This window comes from Streptomyces sp. NPDC001985 (assembly GCF_040296845.1).
In the GTDB taxonomy this organism is placed as follows: domain Bacteria; phylum Actinomycetota; class Actinomycetes; order Streptomycetales; family Streptomycetaceae; genus Streptomyces.
On record NZ_JBEOYB010000155.1, the window covers coordinates 1 to 5714 of the forward strand.

The following is a 5714-nucleotide window of genomic DNA, read 5'->3' on the forward strand; positions in this document are numbered from 1 at the left end:
GGGGCCACCGCCGTGCCGCGGCGCGGCGGTGGCCCCCGGGCTCCGGTTCCGGCCGGGGCGGGCCTGCCGGGGCCCCGGCGGACGGCGTCGGGCCCGGCCTGCCCGCACCGCTGCGTACTCCTGCCGCCGTGTCCCGGCCCCCGGCCTGCGGCCCCGACGAACACCGCCCCCGGCGCCCGCCGGTGACGGACCGGAAGGTGCCGCCGCGCGGGCATACGAGAACCTCCGCGCACCTCCGCGCACCTCCCCGCGACGAACCGCCCCGCCCCCTCGGCGCCCCCGCTCCCGGCACCGCCCCGGGGCATCCCCGCTCCCGGCGCCGCGTCCTCGGTCTCCCGGCCGCTGCCCCGGGCCTCTCCGTCCCCGGGCACCGGCACCGGCGCCGCCCCCGGCTGACGCTGGCGGCGAGGACCGGCAGTCGCCGGACGGGGCCGGCTCCGCCCGGTCCCGCCGCCCCGGAAGCCACCCGCTCCTCCGCCCCGCCCCCGCCCCCGCCGCCGGCGCGGGCAGCAGCGCGCCGCACCGGCCCGGGCGCCGCACCGTCCCGCGCGTCCGCCACACCCCCGGGCCGGGAACCCCCGGGCCGGGAACCCCCGGGCCGGGAACGCCAGGACGGCCGCCGTCTCCCGCGCCCCGCCCGTACCGCTGCCGCCGGGCGCTTGCCCGTACCGCTGCCGCCGGGCGCTTGCCCGTACCGCCGCCGCCCGCCCCTGCGCACCCGCCCGCGCAACAAGGTGTTGTATGCACCTTCCGGTGCGGCTATCGTCCACGCCATCGGGCACTGGCCAGGCGCCGCGGAGTCACCGCCACATCCCTGCTTTCCGAGGAGCCATGCCCATGTGCGACGACGCCGGAACCCCGCCGCCCCCGCCGGGGGTCACCCGCCGCGGTGTCATGGCCGCCACCGTCCTGGCCGGCGGCACGGCACTGACCGCCGCCGCCGCGGGCACCGCGGCGGCGGACCGGGGGATGCCCGGCGCGGGCACGGGCTCCGGGCGCCCGCCGCGCGGCGGGACGCTGATCATCGACGGCGGCACCCTCCTGGACCCGCACACCGGGCGGGTCACCGAGGACGCCGTGGTCGTCATCGAGGACGGCACCGTCCGCGCCGCCGGCACCCGCCACGCCACCCGGCAGGCCGCCGCCGCCGTGCGCGGCCGGGCCGCCACCGTCCGCGCGGACGGCCGCTGGGTCCTGCCGGGCCTGGTCGACGCCCATGTCCACCTCACCACCCTGACCGACGCGCACCGCGCCGTCCGCCTCGGCGCGACCAGCGTCCGCAGCGGCAGCACCCCCTTCTACCAGGACATCGCACTGCGCGAACTCGCCCGCTGGACCCCGCGGCGCGCACCCCGGATGCGCGCGGCGGGCGTCTTCGTCACCCCCCGCCCCGGCGACACCCTGCTGGCCGACCCCGAACTCGCCCCCCTCGCCCGCCTCAAGGACGGCGTCCGCACCCCCGAGGCCCTGCGCCGGGTCGTCGAGGTGAACCTCGCCCGGGGCGCCGACGTGATCAAGACCCGGGCCAACGAACGGGCGGGCTCCCCGGACGAGGACCCGCTCACCCAGGTCTACGACCGCGAACAGCTCTCCGCCACCGTCGCGGCGGCCCGCCGGGGCGGGGCCACCGTCCTGTGCCACAGCTACAGCGAGCAGGGCATCCACGACGCCGTCCTGGCGGGCGTCGCCAGCATCGAGCACGGGGTGTACCTCGGCGAGCGCACCATGCACGACATGCGCCGCCGCGGCACCTTCCTCACCCCCACCCTCGCCGCGATGGCGAGCCTGGCCGCCGACCCGGACCCGGTCCTGGCCGAACGGGGACGCCTGTTCCTGCCCACCGCCCGGCGCGCGGTGCGCCGCGCCTTCGAACTCGGCGTCCCCGTCGCCGCCGGCACCGACTCCTCCGGCGGGGTCATCGACCCCATCGGCCGCGAGATCGAGCTGATGCGCGCCGCGGGCCTGCCCGCCCTCGACGCGATCCGCACCGCCACCACGGGCGCGGCACGCCTCATCGGCCTGGAGCGCACGGCGGGCCGTCTGGCCCCCGGCTTCCGCGGCGACGCGGTCCTGGTCGAGGGCGACCCGCTGGCCGACGTGTCCCTCCTCACGGCACCCGCCGCGGTGATCAGCCACGGGTTCACCGTCGAGGACTGACCCCGCGCCCCGCCGCCCCCCGGCCGCCCGGCCGGGCCCGCGCCCCGGCCGCCCGGCCCGTGGGTGCGCCGCCCGCCCGGGTGCCCCGCGCCCCGCGCCGCAGGCCCCGGCGTTCCGGGCGGCCCGTGCCCCGGGTGCCCCGTGCCCCGGGTGCCCCGTGCCCCGGGTGCCCCGTGCCCCGGGCGACCGGGCCCCGCCGCCCCGCCGCGCCCGCACCCCGTGGACCCGCGCAGGACCCCTGAGCGCCCGCCGGACACCCCCGCCCGCCCGGGAACCCCCCTGCCCCGGGAACACCCCCGCCCCGCCCGCCCGTCGCTCAGCCGGCCGCCGCCGCGGTCTCTCCCGCGCCGCCGCCCGGCCGGCCGATCCTGGCGCCGACCCCGTCCAGAATGGTCTCCAGGCCGAAGGCGAAGTCGGCGTCGGCGTCGGCCCGGGGATCGGCCGGAACATCCGACATCACCCCCGAGTCCAGCATCCGGGCCACCGCCGGATAGCGCGACGGTTCGGCCAGGCGCCGCAGGGTGTGCCCGTACCGGCGCATCATCTCCTGCCCTCCCACGCCCTGCGTCTCCATCGCGGCGGCGATGTCCGACGTCAGCAGGACCTCGTTGCGCACGAATCCGGAGACCAGCAGCACCACCCCGATCTTCTCGCCCTCGTCCAGGCCGGTCTCCGCGAGCGCGGCGAGGCCGCACTCCCACCAGGCCACCGAGTTGGGGGTGATGGGCGGTCCGGAGACCGGCAGCCGCAGCACCCAGGGGTTGCGCCGGAAGAGCTCCCGGTGCGCCCGCGCCCACGAGGTGAGCGCCTGCCGCCAGCCGGTGCCGGGCGCCGGGGGAGCGGGCGCGGGGCCCGCGGCCGCGTCCTGCATCAGGACGTACAGCTCGTCCTTGGCCGCGACATAGCGGTAGAGGGACATCGTCGCCACCCCCAGCGAGCGCGCGACCCGGCCCATCGACACCGCGCCCAGGCCCTCGGCCGCCGCCAGCGCCACCGCCGCGCCGACGATCCGGTCCAGGCTCAGCCCGGGCCGGGGGCCCTTCGCCGGGCGCTCGCGCAGCCCCCAGGCCATCTCGATGCTGGCGGGCAGCCCGGTCCCCGCCCCGTCCCGCGCCCCCGCGCCGCCTCCCGTCCCCGCCCCGTCCCGCGCCCCCGCGCCGCCTCCCGTCCCCCCGGCGTCCGCTCTCCCGCCGGCCGCACCCGCCGCCGTACCGCTGCGGTCGCTCATCGCGTGTCACCTCTCGCCCGTTCCGCTTGACCTCCATCCTAGTAATGCGTAACCCTTACGCAGTAGTGCGTATGTCATACGCAGAAGAGCAGGAAGCAGGGGGACCCATGCGCCGAACACCCGCCGCCACCCGCCCGCACCGGGACGCGGCCGCCATCGAGGCCACCGCACTGACCAAGGCCTACGGCACCGTCCGCGTCCTCGACGGAGTCGACCTGAACATCGGCCGGGGCAGCGTCTTCGCGCTCCTGGGCCCCAACGGAGCCGGCAAGACCACCACCGTGCGCATCCTCGCCACCCTCACCCCCGCCGACACCGGGCAGGCCCGCGTCGCCGGCTGGGACACCGTCCGCGACCGCGCCCGGGTGCGCCGGGTCATCAGCCTCACCGGCCAGTTCGCGGCCGTGGACGGGAAACTCACCGGCGAGGAGAACCTCCGCATGGTGGCCCGGCTGCACGGCATGCCCGCCCGGGCGGCCCGCCGCCGCGCCGCCGCGCTGCTCGAACGCTTCGGCCTCACCGGAGCCGCCCGCCGCCGCGCCGAGAGCTACTCCGGCGGCATGCGGCGCCGGCTCGACCTCGCCGCCGGCCTGGTCGGCGAGCCCCAGGTCGTCTTCCTCGACGAACCCACCACCGGACTCGACCCGCGCAGCCGCGCGGACCTGTGGGAGGTCGTGCGCGAACTCGCGGCGGACGGCACCACCGTCTTCCTCACCACCCAGTACCTGGAGGAGGCCGACCGGCTCGCCGACCGGATCGCCCTGATCGACGGCGGACGGCTCGTCGCCCAGGGCACCGCCGCCGAACTCAAGGACCGCGTCGCCGGCCACCGCCTCGACCTCGTCCCCGCCGACGACGCCGCCGCCCTGCGGGTCCGCGAACGCACCGGCCCGGGCAGCTGGGACCCCGGGAGCACCGCCGCCCCCGCCGCCCCCGGCACCCCGGGCGAACCGGTCGTCAGCCTCCCCACCGACGGCACCGCCGCGGGCATCCGCGCCCTGCTCGACCGCGCCGACCCCCACCGCTGCGACATCGTCCGCTTCGCCGTCCGCCAGGCGACCCTCGACGACGTCTTCCTCGCCCTGACCGCCAAGGAGCCCGCCCGTGCCTGACGTCCTGCGCCGCCCCGCCGCCCCCGGCCGCACCCCGGCGCCCCGCGGCCCGGCCGCCGGCCGCCGCGCCGCCGTCCTGGGCGGGACCGCCACCCTCACCGCCCGCCGCATCCGCATCAGCGTCCGCGACACCGACGCCCTCATCACCTCCCTGCTGCTGCCGCTGATGATGATGCTGGTCTTCATCTACTTCTTCGGCGGGGCGATCGACACCGGAACCGACTACATCACCTACGTCGTCCCCGGCATCCTGGTGCTCTGCGCCTCCTTCGGCGCCGCCACCACCGCGATCGGGGTGAGCGAGGACATGAAGAGCGGCATCATCGACCGCTTCCGCTCCCTGGACGTCCCCGGCGCGGCCGTCCTCGCCGGCCACGTCGCCGCCAGCACCCTGCGCAACACCGTCTCGACCGCCCTGGTGCTCACCGTCGCCCTCCTCCTCGGCTTCCGCCCGGACGCGACCCCGGCCGCCTGGCTCGCCGCCGCGGCGCTGCTCCTCCTCTTCCTGGTCGCGATCTCCTGGCTCTCGGCCGCGCTCGGACTGCTGGCGCGCAGCCCCGAGACGGCCGGCGGACTCACCTTCCTCATGACGTTCCTGCCCTACCCGAGCAGCGCGTTCGTCCCCATCGACACCATGCCCGGCTGGCTGCACGCCTTCGCCGGGAACCAGCCGGTCACCCCGCTCATCGAATCCCTGCGCGGCCTGCTCCTGGGACAGCCGGTCGGCACCGCGCCCTGGACCGCGACCGCCTGGTGCGCCGCCCTCCTGCTCCTGGGCGTCGCCGCCTCGGGACCCCTCTTCCGGCTGCGGACACGCTGAGCGGCACACCACCGGCCCCCGGGCCCGCCCCGGCCCCCGGGCCCGGAAGGCCGGGGTGCGCGCGGGCCTTTGGCGCGCGAGGAGGAGGGCGCACCCGGACCACCCGGCCCGTCCCCGCCCGCACAGCTCCGCCCCGCCCGGGCGCCACCGCTGTCCCCGTGCGCCGCCCCGCCGCCGCCCGGTCTCCGGGCCGGTCCGCCGGGTGTGCCGGGGGCGGTGCCGCCGCGCTATAGTGGATCTTGTCGCCGCGTCCGGGAAGTCCCGGGCGGGGGGCATGCGTTGGTGGTCCAAGGAAAGACACCCCACTTCCCGTGGGGGGATGCGGGTGCAAGGCCTGCCCAGCGCTCCACCGGGGCCCCGGTCTCCTCACGGAGACCGGGGCCCTCTCGCCGCGCGC

The 5714-nt window shown here is 78.4% G+C and carries 4 protein-coding genes; 3 read left to right on the forward strand and 1 reads right to left on the reverse strand.

From position 1 onward, the window contains the following. The first annotated feature begins 837 nt into the window (after window positions 1-837). Window positions 838-2157 (forward strand): amidohydrolase family protein, encoded by a 1320-nt coding sequence (locus ABT122_RS33070; RefSeq protein ID WP_351559812.1) that lies wholly within the window; start codon window positions 838-840, stop codon window positions 2155-2157. 316 nt (window positions 2158-2473) lie between these two features. On the opposite strand, the gene ABT122_RS33075 is transcribed toward ABT122_RS33070, so the two are convergent. Continuing rightward, complete coding sequence (locus tag ABT122_RS33075; RefSeq protein ID WP_351559814.1) at window positions 2474-3385, reverse strand: TetR/AcrR family transcriptional regulator; 912 nt, start codon at window positions 3383-3385, stop codon at window positions 2474-2476. Between the two features lie 107 nt (window positions 3386-3492). On the opposite strand from ABT122_RS33075, the gene ABT122_RS33080 reads away from it, so the two are divergent. Next, the gene (locus ABT122_RS33080; protein WP_351559816.1) at window positions 3493-4497 is read left to right on the forward strand and encodes an ABC transporter ATP-binding protein; all 1005 of its coding nucleotides are present in this window, start codon (window positions 3493-3495) and stop codon (window positions 4495-4497) included. Next, window positions 4490-5317 carry an ABC transporter permease gene (locus ABT122_RS33085; protein WP_451069468.1) on the forward strand — a complete coding sequence of 276 codons (828 nt, stop codon included), beginning with the start codon at window positions 4490-4492 and terminating at the stop codon, window positions 5315-5317. The genes ABT122_RS33080 and ABT122_RS33085 overlap by 8 nt, the downstream gene beginning before the upstream one ends. The last annotated feature ends 397 nt before the right edge of the window (window positions 5318-5714 follow it).

Excerpts from the sequence above, each read along its gene's own strand:
- ABT122_RS33070 (WP_351559812.1), top strand. The coding sequence starts at position 838 with ATGTGCGACGACGCCGGAACCCCGCCGCCCCCGCCGGGGGTCACCCGC.
- ABT122_RS33075 (WP_351559814.1), bottom strand. The coding sequence starts at position 3,385 with ATGAGCGACCGCAGCGGTACGGCGGCGGGTGCGGCCGGCGGGAGAGCG.
- ABT122_RS33080 (WP_351559816.1), top strand. The coding sequence starts at position 3,493 with ATGCGCCGAACACCCGCCGCCACCCGCCCGCACCGGGACGCGGCCGCC.